Origin of the sequence: Flavobacterium anhuiense (assembly GCF_001705175.1) — a bacterium.
GTDB classification, from domain to species: Bacteria; Bacteroidota; Bacteroidia; order Flavobacteriales; family Flavobacteriaceae; genus Flavobacterium; species Flavobacterium anhuiense.
The window spans coordinates 4028534-4049557 of the sequence record NZ_CP016907.1 but is presented as its reverse complement, the minus strand read 5'-3'; the positions used below and the strand labels follow the sequence as shown (position 1 = coordinate 4049557).

Below are 21024 nucleotides of genomic sequence, written 5' to 3'. Positions count from 1 at the left end.
CACCATTTTTATATTAGGATCACTATTAAAAACTTCATGTTTTATACCTCAGTTTAAATAAAGGCTTGATTTATAGATTAAAGGTAAGAATTGTTTAATTTTTATCAAAAAATATTAAACAAAATAAAATCAATAATATGAAAAGAAACAATAATTACATTTTTAAGATTGGTAACAAGTAAAAAAACTGCCCAAACCTCTTTTACGGGTTTGGGCAGCTAAAAAATATCGAGTTAAAACTATTTATTTAAAATAATCTTTCTGGTTATCGTCTTGCCATCTGCAATAACCTGAAGGAGATAGATCCCTCTTCCAAAGCCGTTCAGATCAAGCTGCTGTTCAGCCCCTTCAAAAGTGGTGTTCAGCAATTGCTGGCCTGAAGCATTATATAATCGGACATCAGATTTTGTATTGTTTTCCAAACTCAAATTCAAGATTCCGTCTGTCGGATTCGGATATGCTACTAATCCATCGCCAGTTTTTACCTCTGCAGCATCATCAGCTATATCCAGCATTTTTCTGGTTCCGGAGCATCCAGAAATATAATTGTGCTGGATATCATCGATCCACACCGTCATTGTGTTGGCCGTATTGCCCTGTCTGATCACAATCGCATCTAAAGTTACAGAAGCGCCGTTAACGGTTCCGTTTCCTGTCGTGATTGTTGTTCCTGCCGCAGTTGGCAAAAACCATTCGTAATAATTCCAAGCTCCGTTGTTTATAATGGCTTGTGGAGGCAGCTCTTCCAATCCATCTGTATCATCAATCCAAGCCGTAACAGTCGCTCCGGCATTTGCGGTGCTGGTTTTCATCCAAAAGCCGAAAGAGCCCTGATTGCCGACAAACGCCTGATTGTTTGCAGGGGTTCCTCCGCCTGAAAGCAGACGCACCAGCCAATCTGTAGCAACTGATGTATTGTCATATAAAACTGCTTTTAAACTTGCTGTTCCGCTTTTATAGCTATCTGTAGCTCGTGCTAAAGTTGAAGTTGTGGCAATACCAACAGTAGAGCCAGAAGTAGTTGGAGCTTGCGTGAATCTTCCTGCCGAAGCTTCAAAAGTTTCTAAAGCTGTTGTAGTATTTGACCCAACGCAAAATGTCATGGTGTAGGTATTGCTTCCGCAGGCATTTGAAGCCACTAAGGTAACAGTCTTCAAACCTGCAGATGTAAAGCTTACCGATGGATTTGCAGCTGTACTTGCCGAAGGAGATCCGTTAGGGAAAGTCCAAGCGTATGCAGTTGCCCCTGTAGAAGTATTTGTCAGCGTTATGCTCTCTCCAATTGCCAATTCTGCCAAAGGGGCTGTGAATCCAGCTACGACAGCCGCTGCAGGATTTACAGTCACCAATCCTGTTATTGTTTTAGTGTCAGAGCCTATTGCATTTGTAGCAGTCAAGCTTGCATCATAAGTTCCTGCCGTGCTGTAAGTGACTACTGGATTTGCGGCAGTGCTTGTGCTTGGCGTTCCTCCCGGAAACGACCAGCTGTATGAAGTTGCGTTTGCAGAAGTGCTGGTATAGGCTACCGTTTGCCCTTCACAAACTGCGGCAGCTGTTGGCGTAAAACTGGCTGCTGGAGCCGTATTTTCAGGCAGGCAGTCAATAAAGGTGAATTTAAAGGCATCTGCAATGACAACCCCAGTTGTGCCAGCTGTGCGGATTACAGCTTTTCCCGCAGAGCCGGCGCTGAAATTGTATCTTCCCAATGAAACCCAAGTTCCATTATTGATCTGCTGGTTTACCGTAACTGTAGCTGTTCCGTTTTCATGAATGATATCAACCGGAACGTTTGCCGGGCGGTTTGTGCCAGCCGTAAAGTTGATGAATACCTCATACTTCCCTCTTTGAGGAATTGAAGGGGTAAAAGTCGCCGATTTTGTCCCTTTTCCAGTATCGCCATCATGAATATAATCCGTACCTATATATCCTGCTGTTGCTGAAGTGGAGGTCCAGGCCCCTGCTAAAGTCGCCGCTAGATTGTCAACCGTAATCGAAGTTGAGCCCGGCAATGTGCAGCCTGCGCTTTTTGGCGTAAAACTTACGGGAGCCGAATATTTTGAAGTGCCCGTTGCTGCGCTATAGCTTCTGATTGTGTAATAGTAAACCGTTCCTCCTACCGGAGATTCTGATACTGCTGCGCTTGTAGCATTCCAGGAATACGTTTTTACCGTATTTACAACATCATTTACAACTACTGTGCTGTTTGGCGCTGCTGCAGATGTAAATCCGTCCGTATCGTTCCACCCTGCATTCGATTTGGAAACCTGAATGCGGTAATCGGCATTTGAAACTGCAGAATCCCATGTAAAGTTTACCGGTGTGCTCACATATATCTGGCCTGCAGTAGGTGCTGTTGGAACTGGAACATTTGTTGAACTGCCCGCTGTAATTTTTGCCAATAAAACATTCCAGCGAGCTGTTGTAAGATTAGGACAATCTGTTCCCGTATTTACATCGTTATGGCCATAAATTCCGCGATTACCATTGGTAACACGTCTTGTTTTCGGAACACCATTTCTATCGCAGACATCAATTGCCAAAGCTGCCGCTGCATTAAGCATAGGCTGGCTGTCCCACATAGATAAATTGGTTGCTAAAACTTCGTGTTCTGTACTTACTCCGGCTCCATTCCATTGCGGATATCCTGAAACTCCTTGCGAATAAGCACGATCAGCCTCGCGCACAACTTGCGAAATCTGGCCATCTGAGTTGCGTATACAATAGTGTGCAGAAGTTGGTGTTGTTCTGCTGCAATCATTAAAATAAGAAATAGCACCTTCATACGTGCCTGTTGCCATATAATGGACAAAATAGTAATCTATACCGTAGCCATTTCGCCCAACTCCATAATTGCAAGAAGTAATTCTTGACAAAGCATCAGGATAATCGACCGCTGCTGTTGCTTGAACGGCGCTTATTTTTGCCGTAGAACTTTTGGAGTTTTTGTTTGATGGAATTGTTACTGAATTTCCTTTTATATCTATGATTTCTTTCCAAAGTGTAACTGTTTTGGACCCTTCTTTTATTACTTTAAAAAAACGTTCTGCCAATGAAGTTTTCATTTCTTCATCTTTCAAACCTGTTAATTCTCGTGTCGCATCAAACCAATCTTCCAATCCTTTTGGATTCGTTTTCTTTTGATAACTTTTTAATAAGGCTGCTGCTGCCCTGATATTAGTTTTGGCATCCGTTTTAATAGCCTCTGGAGTAGATTTGATTAATTTAGCCGCTACAGCAATTTGATTGTTAAAATCGCTTTCAATCAATCCCATTACTCCCCAAGACCCGTAGAAAGAAGAAGACACTTGCGCCCAATTGCTTTGCACTTGTCCAGCTGCCATTAAAATTTCTACAGGAACATCAAATTCTTTACTAGCTTCAGTAAAATATTTTACCATTGTTTTAACCGAAGGATGTGGCCTATTTAGATACTCTTTCAAAAGTTCCCCATTGTGCTCGCATTCTAATTCATCGTGTTTTTCTACTAAATCTGGCTTGCTGGTTACTGCATTTTTTTTATTCGCTAATGCTAGATAGTCGCCCATTTCTCTTTGTAGAAATACCTCTCCATCAGGATTGACTTCTTTTTTAATAGAAGATTTCAAGTATTTGTCTGCCAAAGAATAGAGCTGCTCATCACTTGGTTTTTTGGAGTCTGGCGTCGTTTGCGCCAAACCGGTTGCAATACTAAACAAAACCATAATTGAAGCAATTTGGTTTCGCAAATCGATAAGTTTGTTTTTCCTCATGTTTTTTGCTTTTTGTTAATAAATAGTTTACGTGGTTATGATTATTAATAAGAAAACACTTTTAAAATTATTTTTTTAGCACAAAAAGAACCGCCAATTGAATTGGCGGCCTTAACCTAAAAACAAAAATTACTTATTTAAGATGATCTTTTTAGTAGTTATCTTCCCATCAGTTGAAACCTGAAGAAGGTAAATTCCTTTTGTAAAATTGTTCAAATCAAGCTGTTGTTCTGTACCTTCAAAAGTGGTGCTCAACAATTGCTGTCCTGTAATATTAAATAATCTGACATCGGACTTTATGTTGCTATCCAATTTCAAATTCAATATTCCATTGGTTGGATTAGGATATACAATTAATTCATTAGAAACTTTAAGATCTTCAGCCTCTTCTACATCCAACATTTTTCTAGTTCCAGAGCAAGCAGAAATATAATTGTGCTGAATATCATCAATCCAAACTGTCATGGTAGACGCGGTATTATTTTGTTTGATTACAATAGCATCCAAAGTTACAGATGCTCCGCCAACGATTCCATTTCCAGTAGTAATAGTGGTTCCAACGGCAGTTGGCAAAAACCATTCGTAATAGTTCCAAGCTCCATTGTTGATGATTGTTTGTGGAGGCAATTCTTCTAAACCATCCGTATCATCAATCCAAGCCGTTACCGTTGCTCCTGCATTTGCCGTGCTCGTTTTCATCCAAAATCCAAAAGATCCCTGATTCCCAACAAAAGCCTGATTATTCGCAGGTGTACCTCCGCCCGAAAGCAAACGCACTAACCAATTTGTTGTTACCGTTGTATTATCATACAAAACTGCTTTTAAGCTTGCTGTCCCGTTTTTAAAACTATCTGTAGCTCTTGCCAATGTTGATGTGGTTGCAATTCCAACAGTCGAACCTGACGCAGTAGGAACACTTGTAAATCTTCCTGCCGAACTTTCGAAAGTTTCCAGTGTAGTTTTGGTATTTGTTCCAACGCAGATTGTCATTGTGTAAGTATTACTACCACAAGCATTTGAAGCTACCAAAGTAATAGTCTTACTGCCTGTTGTCGTAAAATTTACTGTAGGGTTTGCAGCTGTACTCGTTGCTGGAGAACCATTAGGAAAGGTCCATGCATAAGTTGTAGCGCCTGTAGAAGTATTGGTAAAAGTCATATTTTCGCCTGTTGCCAATTCTGAATAAGGAGCTGTAAATCCTGCTGTAACTGCTCCTGAAGGATTTACAGTAATTACACTCGTCAATGTTTTCGTATTTGAACCTGCTCCATTTGTAGCGGTTAAAACAACATTATAAGTTCCTGCAGTATTATAAGTTACAACTGGATTCGTAGCAGTGCTCGTACTCGGAGTTCCTCCTGGAAACGACCAACTGTAGGAAGTTGCATTAGTAGATGCATTCGTATATGAAACCGTTTGTCCTGCACAAATTGTAGCCGAAGCTGGTGTAAAATCAGCTACTGGCGGTGTAGCATCAGGCAAACAATCTATGAAATAAAATCGAACAGCATCAGCAATAACAACGCCTGAAGTGCCAGTTGTCCTAATTACAACCTTATTATTAGTACCTGCGCTAAAATTATAAGTTCCCAATGAAACCCATGTTCCATTATTAATCTGCTGATTTACAGGAACAGTTGTCGTTCCACTTTCGTGAATGATATCGACAGGAACATTATTGGCGCGATTGGTTCCAGCAGTATGATTGATAAAAACTTCATACTTGCCTCTTTGCGTAATTGTTGGAGTAAAAGTTGCTGTTTTTGTTCCTTTTGCCGTATCGCCATCATGAATATAATTTGCCCCAACATAGCCAGCAGTGGCAGATGTTGCTGTCCATGATCCTACTAAAGTTGCATCAATGTTATCAACAGTAATAACAGTTGTTCCTGGCACAGTACAATTGACACTTTTTGGAGTAAAACTTACAGGAGTAGAATATTTTGAAGTTCCTGTTGCAGCACTATAACTTCTTATAGTGTAATAATAAGTTGTTCCTCCTATTGGAGCTTCATAAACTGCAGCGTTAGCTTGATCCCAAACATAACTCATAGTTGTATTTACTACAGCATTTACAACAACTGTAGCATTTGGGGTCGTTGCAGTCGTAAATCCGTTCGTTTCTGTCCATCCTGTTGCAGATTTCGAAACTTGAATACGGTAATCTGCATTACTAACTGTAGAATTCCAAGAAAAATTTACAGGAGAATTTATATACAACTCTCCTTCGGTAGGACTTAAAGCTACTGGAGCCGCTGGCAAGCTACTATATGGAACACCTGTAATATTAGCACTTTCGTTATTATTTTTATCCAAAGCCGTCACCAGAAAATAATTATTTGGAGCAGTCAATTGTGCCGTAGTCAAAGTAAGCTGAGTTGCATTTACAATGTCCAAAACTTTTGTGCCGTCTTGTTTAAAATTTGGAATATCGGCCTGTGTTGCAAATGCATACACCACATATTTTATTGCCAAATCGCCATCAGTGGCTGCAACTGGAGCATCCCATTTTAGAATATTGCCTTCAAATCTAATATTTGTTGGTTCTAATGGACAAATATTGTCCTTCCATGGCATCGAAGGCGGAAATGATTTATACTTATACTGATTATTTTGTAAAGCTGTTGCAATTCCTTTTTCGTCGCTCATAATATATCGCGTAGAATAAGAAGTCTGTCCAAAAGTATTGGTCATTCCCGCAATTCGGTTTTGATCTATCTGATTCTGAATCTCTGAAGCAGGCCAATTTTGAGATGAAGTACTCGGCAAGCGATCATACCCTTGACTAACATATAAATGTCTGCCATAAGTCGCGGCCTGATCATTCCACCATTGCGAAAGTTTGATATAATCTTGAGAACCGCCAATTTTCCAATATAATTGAGGAGAAATAAAATCTACTTTCCCATTTTGAAGCCAATTTATTGGATCACAATATAATGCGCTATAAGATGGATTTCCAACAATTCCTGTCGGAACTCCACTTTTCCAGATGCCAAACGGAGCAACTCCAAAAACAATATTTTTATTATAATTGGTATTAATAACCTGCAAAGCATCATAAACACCTGCAATCATACGATTCACGTTATCACGGCGCCAGTCATCAATATTACTTATTCCTGTCGGATTGTTATTGGCATAAGTCGTGGCATCTTGATTATTTGCCATACCCTGATCTGGATAAAAATAATCGTCAAAAACAATTCCGTCAATATCATATCGCGAAGCAATATCTTCTACAATACTGATAATATAATTTCGTACCGCTGGCAAACCCGGATTCAAAATTTTAAGATTGGCATTATTTGAAGCTGTAAAAACCCAAGACGGATTTAATTTAGAAACATGATTGTTTGCCAATGTATAACCGCCAACACTTGCACGATAAGGGTTCAGCCATGCATGCAGATCCAATCCTCGTTTTCTGCATTCTGTTATGGCAAAACTTAAAGGATCCCACATTGGGTTTGGCGGCGCACCTTGAGTTCCTGTCAGCCAATACGACCAAGGTTCTATTGATGAGTTATAAAGAGCATCGCATTCCGGTCTAACCTGAAAATAAACCGTATTGATTCCTGTAATAACCAATTTATCCAAAATTGTAATTAGCTCGGCTTGCTGAACTGCAGGAGTTGCAGTCCTATTGCTTGGCCAGTCCAAATTATATACTGATGTTAAATAAGTCCCTCTTAAATCTGCTTTAGGGCTTGCACTTATTTCTGGTCCGCTATTAGAACAGCCTGGAGTTATATTAGTTCCCTGACCTAAAATAAAGCCGTTTATAGCTATTAAAAAGAATAGATTGAGTAGTTTTTGATTCATAAGTTGGGCAGTTTTTTGGTTAATAACCGTAAATATATTACAAATAAAAACGCAAAAACATGCAACTATACTTAAAATTTTAACTTAAAAACGCATAATAATTCATTACTAATCACAAAATAATGCGCAAACTCTAGCAAAGACAAAGCTTTTTCTTTTTAAAAATACTTTAACAATTGTTAATAAAATATTTACGCACTAAATTTAAAAGAGAACAATATTAAAGAAAATTACTACTTTATAATCTTAAATAGAATAAAGAAAAGAAAATTAAGATGAAAATTGTAGAAACATTATTCAAAACAAAATGAATTTTCGTTTTAAAATTCCCAAATGCCCAAAGTTAAAACATGCAAAAAAATGCAAGGTAAAAAAACTAAAGTTTCTCTAAATTTAGCCTATAAAAAGTTCGTCCTAATTCTGCCAAAAAAGCAGTCCGATTTCATCATATATCCGTCATAGCTCTTTAGGAATACACAACTTTATTTTTAGGAAAAGTTATGATATTATTTTGATAAGATGAACCTGTCCTTCTTTTAAGCCAATCTGCATCTGGCTGATCCTGTGTTGCTCAAAAGACAAAAAAATGATTTGGCATCGCCAGCTCAAGATCTAACAGATTCTGTTGCAGAGCCCCATCCAATCCTGCGCAAATCAACTTGATCATAAATACCAATTCTTTAAAATCCCAAGGTTTAATCATATAGGCCAGCGCCCCTAGATCACGGGCTTTTTCTATTCCTGAAGACAATTGAGAGGTTGAAGCCATGATGATAGGATAGGATGTAAAACGGCTCTCAGCTTTGAGAAGCTTCAGGCATTCCCATCCATTAATCATGGGCATGCCCGCATCAAGGAATATAAGCGCAGGGGCACTATCCATTTCATTAAGCATGTGAATGGCCTTCGCACCGCCATCTACGCAGATAAGCGTAAAACGATCATCCATCTCCGCGAATGCCTCCTTAAAAAATGCAATATCATCGCAGTCATCGTCAATGAGTAAAATTATTCTAGTTTTCATTTTAAAACGTATTGATGTTTATTGTCTGGCAAAATAAATCAAGTCAGAAATAATCTTGTAGTTCCTAACCAATCAAGATTTATTTAAAAAAAAAGCGGTTAAAAAAGCTTTTAACCGCCATTAAAAACAATTGCCCACAAAAAATTATAAACCAGAAATTACAATTTAGGCAGTAGAACCTTATCTATAGCATGAATAATACCATTGGAGCACTGTACATCGGTAATAATTATGTTGCTTATTCTTCCGTTTGCATCGGTTATCTTGGCTCCTCCAGCCGTATTAATTGTAAAACTTTGGCTTGCGGCAGTATTTACCGTCTGCCCATTAGTCAATGCTGAAGACTGGACATTTGCACCAGCTACAACATGATACTTTAAGGTTGTTTCCAAAACATTCGCTGGAATGGCTGAGAGTCCAGAAAATCCAGTCTCCGTTAAAAAACTTGCAAAAGCAGTGTTTGTGGGAGCGAAAACGGTAAATGGAGAACCTGTGGTTCCCGAAAGCATGGCTGCAAATCCCGAAGCAGGATTATAGGTTAGTGCCGACACAAGAGTAGTAAAGTTTTTGTTTGCTATAGCATGAGTCACTATAGTAGGCAGACCGATAACGCCATCGACTATATGCACCACACCGTTTGTTGCCTCTATATCGGCAGTGGTTACAGTTGCTCCTCCATTGGCTTTTCCTCCGTTAATATCCACAGCAGTATTTTTTTCTATATACATGCTAAGGGTGTTGCTTGTAGAGGCGCTTCCCTTTGCGAGGGTTTTAACATATCCCGTTACTATAGCACTAGACTTAACTTTTGTGCTTAGAACATGATTAAGTAAAATTTCTTTTAAGGCAGCTACGGGAACTGCATTAAGATCTGCATATCCATTTTTAGACAAAAATGCGTTAAAAGCTTCGTTAGTTGGAGCAAATACGGTTAAAGATCCTGAAGAACTCAATGTGCTAGCAAGACCTGCTTTTTCCAAAGCTGATGCCAAAACGCTTAATTGGGCATTCGCTTTCGCGGTTGCATAAATACTCATATTATCCTGTGAAGGACCATTATCATCACTGCTGCATGAACTCAGTGTCAAAACAAATAAAGCCAATGCGGCTGCGAATTTCATTTTAATAGTTTTCATAGTGTGTCTTTTTTATGATTAGCTAGATTAAATTTACAACAATTTTGTTTAACAAAAATCAAAAAATATTAAACAAAATAAAATTTAATACAATTTTAACATTCCTAAAAAAAACATAAAAATCTAAATACTAAGATTTTACAACAGGCGGCAACGTATAGATCAACTTTCGGATTATAGTAAGCCAGATACTAGATAGTAGCATGGTAGAAGTTATGACTGCAAGAGTGATCTGATAGATGTAATCCTCGACAAGGCCAAGTGAGGCGGCAAGGGTAAGCAAAACAAAACTGAATTCACCTATCTGCGACAGCAGTCCACCAGCATATATACTATCTCTCCAGCTGCTACCCGTCAACCTAAAAAGTAGGCTGTTAATAAGGCTGCTGATCAACAGAACACTTACAGCAACAATTATAATTGTGCCTGCATTTGCAGCAAAAAAATGTAAATCAAGCTGCAATCCAATGGCGAGAAAAAAGAATGCCATGAAGAAAACCCTCAAGGGAATCAAAGATTTTTCAAGCCAACGTGTAGCTTTATCTTGGCCAATTACTATTCCAGCAGCAAATGCTCCAAAAGCAGGAGACAGTCCAAACCAAGAACTCACCCAAGCCATTCCAAAGCAAATGCAGAAACCGATAAACACCTGCAGGTCATGATCGGCAATGATTTCTCTTCTCATGGGAATCTTCAAAATCTTTTTTTTGATTGCAGCTCTTAAAAACAGTAGTATTAGTATGCCTCCCGCACATACTTTAATAATTTCAAAAAAAGATGCATTACTACCTGAAATGAAATTGAGTGAGAGGATCATTGGAACAACAAGAATATCCTGCATCAGCAGCACACCACAGGTTATAATACCCAATGAGCTTCTAATTTCTCCAGATTTCTCCAGATACTGAAACACTATAGCAGAACTGCTAAGGCTTATGATAAAAGACATCAGCATAATCCTGCTGGCCGACCAGTCCAAATAGCCCCCCAAAGCATACATGCATAAAAAGCTCATCAGAATCTGTACTAGAACTATTGCAAAGGGTTTATAGAAATTCCTGCCTAAATGATGCAGATCTATCTCAGCCCCGATAGAAAACATAAGCAACACAATTCCTATCTCACCTAATTCCGTAGCTACTGCGGGATCGTGGATCACGTTTAATAGTTTTGGTCCCAGAAGAACGCCCGCTATAATGTATGCGGTAAAATAGGGCTGTCTAAATCGACGCAACAATAAAATTAAAAATAAGACAACACAGGACAGCACAGCTATCCCTGAGAATAATTGTGAAGACATAATTCTGATTTTAACAACAATAAAAAGCTGTCCAAATGGACAGCTTTAACTAAAAACAAGGTAAAATAACAGATTGAAAATTACGCGATTTCAATCCTTCTTGGAGGTTTCTGTTTGGCTTCCTCCTTTTTAGGGATGGACAGATAAAGAAGACCGTTTTCATAGCGGGCGCTGATTTTTTCTTCGTCCACCACATTTTTAGGTAGCTCAAAACTTCTTTGGAAAGATTGATAGCTGAATTCCCTGCGGGTAAAATTCTCTTGCTCGATAGTCTGATTGTTTTCTTTCTCTGAAGAAATTGTGAGCAGGTTTCCGTCAAGGGTTACTTTGAAGTCGTTCTTATCTAGCCCAGGAGCGGCAACTTCGACTTCATAATGGTCTGCTGTCTCTTTGATGTTTACCGATGGCAGCGTGGTGCTTGTTGCAGAAAAATTGCTGTTTTCCCAATTGAAAAGCTCGCGGCCAAAAACATCATCAAAAAACATACGAGGCAAACCAGTGCGTTGGTCTGCATTTCTTTTGATAAGATTCATAACATTTTACTTTTAATTGTTAGACAATATTTGTGAACATGCACTGGCTAGCAGTGCCGACGAGAAAAAAACCAAAATTGTGCCAGTAGAAAAAAATGACATTTTTTCAGTTTTTCAAGCGAAAAAATGTCAGTTTTATCTTGGTTTTAAACTAAAAAAACTTCTCCATGTGCCTTACTAATTTCTGACACTTGAAACAAAAGAGTTTTAATTTGTCAGGATTTAAATTTAAGCAAGATTTCTATTTTTATAATCTATATAGCTATAGCTTTCTTCTGAGGCAAAGCTGCGATCCGAGCCACTACAATTCAGCAATTCAGAAGTGAACAATACATAAGTGCTACTCTGTATTGTATTTTTGAGCAAACAATGCGACTGCACTACTGCATTTCCATAAAGCTTACTGAAACCGCCCACAGCATATTCGGCAAAAAGCCCGTAATGCGCGACCAACTTCAGGGATAAATTAAGCTTTCTGTCGATAAGGGATTCTATGGCGTCCAGCTTTTCCCTAAAATTCTTCAGCATGATTTCGTACTGCTCAATAATAAGATCAATTTGAGGAGGCAGACCAAATTTATAGAAAAGGACAGCATCTCCTTCTACTTCAGAAACCTTCATCCCTAGACGGTTACTATCCATAATAGCCATAAGAAGCTCACGCAAAATATAGCTTCCTGCTTCGATACATATACTTGGGACAAAATCGGTGAAGCCACTCACATCTGGAATAAGAATAAGTCCCTGCTCTGCTTTTATTGCTCCAGCCTCATTGCGGTATCTGTGCAGAATATCCTGCGCTGAATGCGAGATATTCATAATGCGACTGCCGTGTTTTTGTACAAGGCCAATATTTCTGTAATCCATGATTCCACAGTTTCGGCATCCACACGGTCTGCCTTTTCAAAAAAGAAATGTTGGCTGATCTCAAATCCACAGTAGTTGTAGATTCCTTTGTCGGAAGTAAGCCTTAATGCCCTATCCATTCCAATTTCACGGTATTCATCATGCGATTTGCCATGCGTATTAATGATCACAGCCTGCTTTCCCTTAAGAAGCCCTTTCTGAACACCCTGATCATAGCGGTAAGCAAATCCATAGCTAAATACTCGGTCAATATAGCCTTTCATAACAGCGGGCATTCCTGTCCACCAGATTGGATGAATAAACGTTATGTGCTCTGCCCAGCTTATGAATTCCTGCTCTAATCTCACATCATCTTCCACCTGGCCTTTTCTTTGGCCTTCCATATCTTGAAGTGAAAGTACAGGGTCAAATTGCAATTCATATAAATCTCTAACTATAACCTCATTTCCTTTTTGCAACAAATAACCTTGCAAGGCATCTTTAAATTTTCCGTTCAAGCTTTCCCCATTAGGATGGGCATAAATAATTAAATGTCTCATTGTTCTATAATTTTAAATTGATAGGACAAATTTAGACTTGGCACATACCATAAAATTGTAAGAAAACGAAAATTACTCCAAAGGACTGCATATGCTGCACTGCAGCTTAAGATATCTGGATGGGCTTAGATTTATATAATGTTTAAAATCGTTAATAAGCTGGCTCTGATCATAATACCCACACTGCTCAATGATTTCAAACCAATCCTCTTTTGAAGCTCTCCCTGCAATAGTCTGCATAATCTGGACAGCTTTAAGAAAACGCTGAAAGCGCATAATCTCTTTGGCTGAATAGCCTAAATGTTTTTTATGGGTAAGCTGTATGGCGCGCTCAGTTTGGTTTTTATCTCCTGCCACTTCTTTTATGGGACTGTAAGCTGTAGTATTTAGTTCTATTAGTTGCTGGACCACCGGATTTCGATTTCTCAGATAAGGCCTGCAAAATTCAAGGATACACTCTAACTGCCGTTCTTGATCTTCAATCCCTGCAAGTCTGTTCCAAAGAGCAGTAAAGCAGTTTTCATCTAGCAACGAATCAGAATCAACGGGTAGATTCTCTGAAATGGCCGCCGGTCCAAAAAAACGATAAAAGGCATCGTCTTTAAAATTTGCTGCTAAAATTTTGCTTCCCGCGGGTAGAGAATAGTCAAATGCTTTTTTTACGGGCCCCAGAACAATAGACTTCTCCACTTCCAAGCTAGCATCGTTCTGCGTGTGGATCAAAGCCTTTTCTCCAAAAATGAAGATCATAATAGTCTGATAGGAAGGCAGAAGTGTTTGTGTGATCGTCCCTTCCGAATTGTTCTCTGCAAAATAAAAATGCGAAAATACCTCCTGAAATTCTTCAGGAACAGCAATTCTTCCGCTTAAAATTTTCTCGTTTCCCATTATAAGAAGCTAAATTATAAAAAAATCCATCATGGCATTGCTGAATGTAGATCTTCTTTTCAGAGCTTCGTAGTCCAACATTTCTATAATTAAGGAAAACATAATTTAGCCCAAAAATAAAAAGAGACAGCACGCTGTCCCTTTGATTGTTAAAGTTCTATATCCAATCTATTTTGGATCCACACTTAATGGTGGCAGAGTGGTTTTCTTTTCGTTCATCATTTTTTTCACCTGTTCAATAGTTCTAAAACGCTCTATCTGCATCTCGCCTGTAAAAGTTTCGCTCTGAGGTGCTCTTGGAGGTATCTGGGCATAGGTTTTCATCAGATCTGCAATGGCCTGGTTAAAAATTATAGCTGTCCAAGTTTTCTCTGTCCAGCTGTTCATGAACAAATCATAACGCTCTTGAGGATCTTGCCACAGATTGTAAATAGCGGGAACTGTTGCTACATAGGTTTCATCCCCTCTCCAGCCTAGTTGCTGCCCAGGGGCATCACTTCCTGCAATAGCACCATTATCTCCTCGCGTATTAAATACCGCTTTGAATTTTCCTATTCGTACAGCTCCTGGCGACAATTCGGCCTCTGTAAAATAGAACCATCTATCACGAAGCGGCGTTCCTTTTTTAAACAATACATTTGACATATCATAGCTATCAAAAACCATGTCAGCACCTGCTCTGTCTTTTTTAGGAAGCTCCACTCCAGCAAGGCTTGCAAAAGTAGCCATAAGATCAAGTCCGCCTACGATATCATGGCTTTGGCTTCCTGCCTCAATCTGTCCTGGCCACCAAGCAATTGCAGGCACGCGGCTACCACCTTCTCTATCTGTTCCTTTGGTACCTCTAAAAGGAGTATATCCAGAATCAGGATGCACATCTTGCCAAGCGCCATTATCTACTGTATAAATGACAATTGTATTTTCTGCTATGCCCAAAGAACGAATTTTATCCATAATACGACCTACATTGTAATCCATCTCTACTACAGCATCTGAATATTTGCTCTTACCTGGAGATTTGCCTGCAAACTGTTTAGAAGGAAGGTTTGGCTGATGGTTTTTAGCAAAATTGATACACATAAAAAACGGATCTTTGCTTTTTCCATATTCATCAAGCTGCTTTAAGTTATTTTCTACCATCATCATATCCAGTTCAGCTATATTCTCTTCAGTAACCTTACTAACCTCTCTAGCTTTTCCTCCTGCTTCGCCTTCAAGTATACCTGTAGTTACTTTTTTGAAAAGCTCCAGCATCTCTGGAGACATCTCTGGATTCCAAGACTGGAAAGCATAAGTATAAGCATTCAAATGATAAAGCACCACATTCTGCATTTTGTCAAAACCATGCGCTATAGGCATTGCATAGTCTGCTTCTCCAAGGTGCCATTTTCCAGAAAAATAGGTTTTATAATTGGCTTTTTTAAGCACTGAAGCCAGCGTCCATTCTTCTTTAGGCAGTCCGCCTCCCTGTCCTTGAAAAGCAACTGTGGTCATACCGCTTCTATTCGGAATGCGTCCTGTAAGCATCGCGGCTCTTCCTGGGGTACAGCTTGGCTGTCCGTAAAATGACCAAAATTGCATGCCTTCTTTTGCCATTCTGTCGAGATTGGGTGTCGGCATGCCTCGACCTACTCCTCCTCCGTAGACTCCTAGGTCTCCCCAGCCTGTATCGTCTGAGATAACCATTATGATATTAGGCTTTTTTTTAGTTTGAGCCTCTGAGCTTAAATATGCCAAAGCACATAAACTGATCAATGCCATTAATAGTGTTTTCTTTTTCATAGAGCTATAATTTATTAGAATTAATATCTTACTAAAATTAAAGCCTTAAAATTTAAATGGATATCTATTCGTATATCAATCTGGTTTCATTTTATAAGATGAAACCAAATATTTAGAAAATGAAACCTATTCTGGTAATTCAAAACAGATAAAAAGCCTCTGAAAAACTTTTCTCAGCTAAGTTTGCTTCAACAAATGTTAAATATAAGCAAAGCCCCGCAGAGTCTAATCTTTTTAGTATATTTGTAGTAGGTCATCCGAAAAGTAGAGATTTTTGTTTTTTAATACTGGCGATCATTTTTACATCTGCTATAAAATAAAAACAAGTAAACTATTTGAGTACCAAAAACATGTAATAATAACAATAGCCCCAAGACTATGAAAAAAATTACTTTAACCATTTGTCTGCTGCTAGCAGTGGCAGCAAATGCACAGCAAGAAAAAGGAATAATTGGATATGCAAACTGGTTGGACAACTGGACAGAATTCAAGCCACAGAAAACCGAATCCAAAGATGCAAACCAAATACTGGCTGGAAACATTACCGAGAATACTAAATTGATGAAAAAAAACGTATACATTCTTCATGGCAATGTATATGTAACCAATAATTCGGTTCTAACTATTGATCCGGGTACAGTAATTATTGGAGATGCCGCAACCAAAGGCACTCTTATTATTACAAAAGGATCTAAAATTATGGCTGAAGGTCAGGAAACAGACCCTATCATATTTACCTCAAATGCCAGCATGAAAAAAGCAGGTGACTGGGGCGGCCTAGTTATTTTGGGTGATGCGCCTATCAATAAATTTGGAAGCGTGGGCTCCTATAACATGGATCTTGATCCTGCCCTTACCGTATATGGTGGCAACAATGTTGCTAGCTCCTCAGGAATCTTAAAATATGTTCGTATTGAATTTGCTGGAAGAAAAGTAAAGGGAGCAGATGCCTTTAACGGCCTTACAGTTGCAGGAGCTGGAAATAAAACAGTCTTAGAAAACATTATGGTGAGCTTTTCAGGAGGCGATTCTTTTGCCTTTTACGGCGGAGATGTAAATGCATCGCAGTTGGTTTCTTATAAATCTATCAATGACGACTTTAAAATTACTCAAGGAGCACAATGTCGACTTTTCAATTCTCTTGCAGTGAGATCTTCATACCTTTCAAGCAACAAAGATGGTTCTAGATGCCTAGAGGTTAAAGCTTATGAAAAGAAAAACGAAACTGACTTCACAAAAAAATCGACCTTCGTTTCTGCTTCCAATCTTACCCTGCTTAATGACAGCGAGAATATTAAGGCTGATGTTCAGTCAGGTTTAGTAAAAGAAGCAATCTATGTCGGCGAAAACACTGCTCTAGAACTAAAAAGAAGCGTTGTATCAGGATTTAATCCAGCAGTGTTGTTGGATAGCAAAACTGAAATGAATGCTGATAATTTGAAAAAAATCAAATTTGAAGAGATGTTTTTCAACCAGTGCACTGGCAACATCTTTACAGAAAACAATACTGATAATTCAGATCTGGAAAACTGGTATGGCAACAGTATTTTTTCTAATGTATATTCCCAAACTGATAATAAAGAAACCTTTGTGGATATCTACAATGCAAAAAGACCGGACTACAGGCTACAGTTGGGAAAAATTACTGCATCTAGCGGCAGATAATTACCCATTAATCTTAACAATTATAAAAAAGGAAACAGAAAAACACACTGTTTCCTTTTTTTATTTCCGTAGAATCATCTTTTAAAGGTTGCTCTTAAGCTATCTTGAAGCTAGAAGTGCAGTTCGCAACGCCTGCACTCCATCTTGGAGCGTAACGGCAAGCTCATGCTCTTTGTTTTCAATCTTTGCAATGACATCAAGCAAAAGCTCCTGCACGCATCTACCGTACACTTCTGCCTTGGTCCTCTGAATTTCAAAACTGCCCGAAAGTATATGGTCTACTTTATAAAATATTCCGCCAGCCTTTACAGAATCTTTCTCCTCTGATAATGCCTCTGCTGCTCCCCAGCCTTCTGGCCTCGAGTCATCAGAACCGCAACCAATCGCTTCTGCTGAAATTTCTTTCCAATCTGGCAGAGAAGTAAAAGCTTTTCGAGTTGAAGAATTGGTAAGAGCCTTCAGAGTGCCTTTCATAGGCATCCAGCCTTCGATTTCAATTCTTGCAAGATCATATGCCAAATGAAGAGTAGTCTGTTCAAAAAAACCAGGGCCGGAAAAAGCATGATGATATTCCCCTAGGAGTCCATCATCATATTTGACAATTGCTGACATGCGGTCTCTCTGCCTTTGATTGCGCTGATCAGAAGTGCCATAAACCTCTACGGGCTTCTGACGGCTAAGTGCGCTTACTATGTCAAAAAAGTGTACTCCATGCTCCACCATAATGCCACCTGAGACTTTTTCATCCCAAAACCAGTGCTCCTCAGGTAGAGCTTGATCCTGTGCATAATTGTGTACAGCGGCATGCCGCAACTTTCCAAGCGCTCCGATTTCCGAGAGTGCCATCAAAGAGTGGATAATGGGATTATATCGGATCATATGGTCAACAGTAATAATCTTTTCCGTCTCTGCCTGGACCTTCAGAATACGCTCAGCTTGGAGCAGATTAATGGCAACAGGCTTTTCAAGCAATACGTGCTTTCCAGCTTGCATGGCAGCGCAGGCCATTTCGGCATGCAGCGCAGGAGGTGTTACAATGCTTACAATATCTATTTGGGGATCTGCAAGCAACTCCTTCCAACTCCCATACAACTTACAATTCCCTTCAGTCTTAAGACCTGCCGTGGTATCAGCGATAGCCACTATCTCGATTTGCTCCAGTCTGTCCCACCAATGGTGCAGAAATTGGCCAAATCCACCATAGCCTATGATACCTACTTTATATGTTTTCATATCTTTTAAATTTAAGTCCCAAGTGGGCATTTCATTTGTTCTAAAAATAATGTTCCATTCTTTTTGCATGAGCCAAATTACCAGCTGATTCTTACTGCCGCATCACCAGAAAATTCAAATTCATTCCCATTGACGGCTTTAATTTCGGTATATTTGGAATTCTCTTTAACCTCTACCTTAATTTTTGATACGGCAGTTTTGGAAAGCCCGCTGACTTTCATTAGAGCCCTAAACTTTGGACTTCCAGCTACTATAAAGGTGATCTTTTTTTTTGCGAAGCGGAACTTTACTGCAGGATAATTGATAAAGCCTATTGCATTAAGTTCCTTTAGCCTAAAATACTGTCGGGGCACCACTCCGAAAGCGAGGCCTGCCCCATAAACTTCCTGTCCGACTTCTCCAGATTTCTCCCACCCATCGTGAATGTCTTCCAAAGGCACCCATAGCTCTTTCTGCACTTCCCCTGTTTTAATCTCTTGAGCAATCATATCCTGAGGCAATAATGGCGGATAATAATAGGCAAGCCTTGCTGAAGCATATTTGATGAACTCAGGAATTAATACTTTTAATGCTGGGAGTATGTCAATATTTTGTGTCACTTCCATATATTGATGAAGAGCAGCATAGACTTCAAACTCTTCGTAAGCTGCTGTATAGGGCGCATCGTCTAAGGGAAATACCGAAAAGAAACTGGGGAAATGCTTTCCGTAACCGTAGCCGCAACTCCAGAGCTGCATGTTTTTAAATAGGCCAGCTATACAGCTATAGCTCAGCTTGAGGAACTTCTCATCATTGGTTTCGAGGTAGAGCTCTGCCAATGCACCGGCGGTAAAAGCTGTATTATTGGCCTGATAGAAAATGTCAAATCCTAGCCCTTCTAAACTTTTAAGTGCACGCAGGGCTTCATTTAAAAAACGCTTTTCATCTGTGAGCTTGTACGCCATCAGCATCACATGAGCATATGAGCCTGGCACATCCTTCTCCCCTCCCTCTCCTGGCTGGGTTTCTGCCTTAATTACCTCATAGGTTGTCATCTTATAAAAAACTGGCCAATTATAGTCAAAATGCCGTGCGGTCTTTACGGCATAATCTACGGAATCCAGAAAGAGCTTCTCTGCAATTTTATCCCCTCTAAGGGCTAGACGCGCCAAATTTAAAAGCGGATGATGGAGGTACCAAGAATCCATCACCATCTCACGTTTCTGCTCTTCAGATTTGTCTAGCTGGTCTACAAGAGCGGGATGCCAGCGGACGATGCTTTTGACACGCTCATCATAGAAGTCCTCAAGTCCCATATCCAGATCATCATACATGGGATGGGAACTTTCAGACCAGGCTAAATATTCGTGAAGAGGCAGCTTCACAGCCAACTGCACCATAATTTCAGCAGGAGTTTTATAATCGCATACATAAGCATTCAAGAAAGGCGAACTATTGGCCATTGTCCAACATCCCTTATTCAGGTGCAGTTGCCCCAAAACTTTCTCCGCGATACCAAGCCAGTCCTGATAAACAGGTTCAGGCTTTTCAATATGATTGTAAATGACGCTAAGATGATTTAAAAACGCAGATGTCATCTGACTTTCTTCCTTCATAATCTTTTCATCGAGCAAAACAAAAGCATCCGAGATAATAAATTCTATCCCCTCAGGGATAGGCTTCTCGCGGTTTACAGGAAATTCAAATCCTATTTCTGGCCAGCTTCCTCCGACTGTTTCCGAAAGCGAAGTCTGCGATGTCTCGCAGTAGGCAGACATGGCGCTTAGATTTTGGAAATAGAAGACCGATCCTGTTTCAGGTCGAGTCATGCTGAAAAAGATATGCCCTGAGCGCGCGCCCTGCTGATGTGAATGGATGATCCCTGAGGTATTCTCTACCCTGCCGTCATAGGTTAGTGGCACAATATCTCGAGGCCAGAATGGAATCAGTAGAGAAAAAGCCGCTGTGAATGAGGTAGTATAACGAAACAGCGCTGAATCTGCCTCTGGAAAACAAAGCCTGACCGTATAATGTCCCAGTCTAGTCCAAGCTTCTATTAGCAAATCATTTTCCCGCTTCTTAACCTGAACTTTATAAAAATTGCTGTTCATGCCAAAGGCCAGTCTAAATGCCATTCTTCCAGATTTAGGCCACTGGGCGGCAAGCCATAGGGAATCGCCAGCATTATATATCTGAAGTTGGTATTCGAAAAGCGCAGTTTCATGTAGCAACTCGGCATTTACAATATCTGCCTGAACAGTAGCTGTCCAAGGCGTAACAGGATGAAGCATATCGATAATGTTTAAATTAATAAATCAAATTTGTCTCATAAATGACGCTGTTGCTTATATAATACCTCTGAAACCTTACATAAATTTAATCTCCCTTTTCCGTTGGCTCTAAAAATACAAATAGAGTTTCAGACTCCTTTATCTTTATTTTTCATAAGTGTAGCGGACGTTTTAGAAAAAAGAGTTTCATTTTAAAACCGTACTTGCTAAAAT

The 21024-nt window shown here is 39.5% G+C and carries 13 protein-coding genes; 1 reads left to right on the top strand and 12 read right to left on the bottom strand.

What is annotated here, in order from left to right:
• Nucleotides 1–239: 239 nt before the first annotated feature.
• From BB050_RS17050 to BB050_RS17005, 10 genes are all read right to left on the bottom strand, one after another.
• Complete coding sequence (locus BB050_RS17050; RefSeq protein ID WP_083219863.1) at nucleotides 240–3749, bottom strand: golvesin C-terminal-like domain-containing protein; 3510 nt, start codon at nucleotides 3747–3749, stop codon at nucleotides 240–242.
• A gap of 129 nt (nucleotides 3750–3878) precedes the next feature.
• Nucleotides 3879–7574, bottom strand: coding sequence for a family 10 glycosylhydrolase (locus tag BB050_RS17045; RefSeq protein ID WP_066034416.1), 3696 nt, complete (start codon nucleotides 7572–7574; stop codon nucleotides 3879–3881).
• A 571-nt stretch (nucleotides 7575–8145) separates the two neighbouring features.
• Nucleotides 8146–8598 carry a response regulator gene (locus tag BB050_RS17040; protein ID WP_066034415.1) on the bottom strand — a complete coding sequence of 151 codons (453 nt, stop codon included), beginning with the start codon at nucleotides 8596–8598 and terminating at the stop codon, nucleotides 8146–8148.
• Between the two features lie 158 nt (nucleotides 8599–8756).
• Complete coding sequence (locus BB050_RS17035) at nucleotides 8757–9734, bottom strand: fasciclin domain-containing protein (protein ID WP_008469246.1); 978 nt, start codon at nucleotides 9732–9734, stop codon at nucleotides 8757–8759.
• Between the two features lie 130 nt (nucleotides 9735–9864).
• Nucleotides 9865–11034 (bottom strand): cation:proton antiporter, encoded by a 1170-nt coding sequence (locus tag BB050_RS17030; RefSeq protein WP_066034414.1) that lies wholly within the window; start codon nucleotides 11032–11034, stop codon nucleotides 9865–9867.
• An 80-nt stretch (nucleotides 11035–11114) separates the two neighbouring features.
• Nucleotides 11115–11567, bottom strand: coding sequence for an Hsp20/alpha crystallin family protein (locus BB050_RS17025; protein WP_008469248.1), 453 nt, complete (start codon nucleotides 11565–11567; stop codon nucleotides 11115–11117).
• 228 nt (nucleotides 11568–11795) lie between these two features.
• The gene (locus BB050_RS17020; protein WP_083219862.1) at nucleotides 11796–12434 is read right to left on the bottom strand and encodes a DUF2652 domain-containing protein; all 639 of its coding nucleotides are present in this window, start codon (nucleotides 12432–12434) and stop codon (nucleotides 11796–11798) included.
• Nucleotides 12383–12973 carry an NAD(P)H-dependent oxidoreductase gene (locus BB050_RS17015; protein ID WP_066034412.1) on the bottom strand — a complete coding sequence of 197 codons (591 nt, stop codon included), beginning with the start codon at nucleotides 12971–12973 and terminating at the stop codon, nucleotides 12383–12385. Before BB050_RS17015 ends, BB050_RS17020 begins: the two co-directional genes overlap by 52 nt.
• A gap of 72 nt (nucleotides 12974–13045) precedes the next feature.
• Nucleotides 13046–13861, bottom strand: coding sequence for a helix-turn-helix domain-containing protein (locus BB050_RS17010; protein ID WP_066034411.1), 816 nt, complete (start codon nucleotides 13859–13861; stop codon nucleotides 13046–13048).
• 168 nt (nucleotides 13862–14029) lie between these two features.
• A complete protein-coding gene (locus BB050_RS17005; RefSeq protein ID WP_236940353.1) occupies nucleotides 14030–15643 on the bottom strand; it encodes an arylsulfatase in 1614 nt (537 codons plus the stop codon).
• A 378-nt stretch (nucleotides 15644–16021) separates the two neighbouring features.
• Here BB050_RS17005 and BB050_RS17000 point away from each other — a divergent pair, with 378 nt between their 5' ends.
• Nucleotides 16022–17308, top strand: a complete 1287-nt coding sequence (locus BB050_RS17000) for a hypothetical protein (protein ID WP_008469255.1) — start codon at nucleotides 16022–16024, stop codon at nucleotides 17306–17308.
• A 99-nt stretch (nucleotides 17309–17407) separates the two neighbouring features.
• Here the strand turns inward: BB050_RS17000 and BB050_RS16995 are convergent, their stop codons facing one another.
• The gene (locus BB050_RS16995; RefSeq protein ID WP_066034410.1) at nucleotides 17408–18610 is read right to left on the bottom strand and encodes a Gfo/Idh/MocA family protein; all 1203 of its coding nucleotides are present in this window, start codon (nucleotides 18608–18610) and stop codon (nucleotides 17408–17410) included.
• An 8-nt stretch (nucleotides 18611–18618) separates the two neighbouring features.
• On the bottom strand, nucleotides 18619–20811 hold the full coding sequence (locus tag BB050_RS16990) for a hypothetical protein (RefSeq protein ID WP_066034409.1): 2193 nt from the start codon (nucleotides 20809–20811) through the stop codon (nucleotides 18619–18621).
• Nucleotides 20812–21024: the final 213 nt, after the last annotated feature.